Genomic DNA, 283 nt, shown 5'->3' with positions numbered 1-283 from the left:
AGTCGGACGGTGATATGCCCGTAGGACCAACTGGCTTCACCATCGCCCCAAGTGACCGTCCAGAGGTCGTCGTGTTTCTGCGTGTTGTCGACGGCCACCCCGAGGTTCATGTCGTGGTTGTAGTGGAGATACGGGGTGCGATCCGGTTCTCGCGTCGGGAAGAACACGCGTCGCGACCACAGGTCCACCACGAACCAGCGGCCCCACCCTTCGATGTCCTCCGGGAGTTCAACGAAGACAACGCCGCGGAAGAGCATCCGGTAGACGCGGGCATCGCGAGGAC

1 protein-coding gene is annotated in these 283 nt (G+C 62.5%); it reads right to left on the bottom strand.

From position 1 onward, the window contains the following. Window positions 1–283 (bottom strand): hypothetical protein (locus L6Q96_23555; protein MCK6557524.1); only part of this gene is annotated, 283 nt, incomplete at both ends.

It is taken from the genome of Candidatus Binatia bacterium, from assembly GCA_023150935.1.
Taxonomy (GTDB): domain Bacteria; phylum Desulfobacterota; class Binatia; order HRBIN30; family HRBIN30; genus JAKLJW01.
This window is presented reverse-complemented; position numbering and strand designations above follow the sequence as displayed.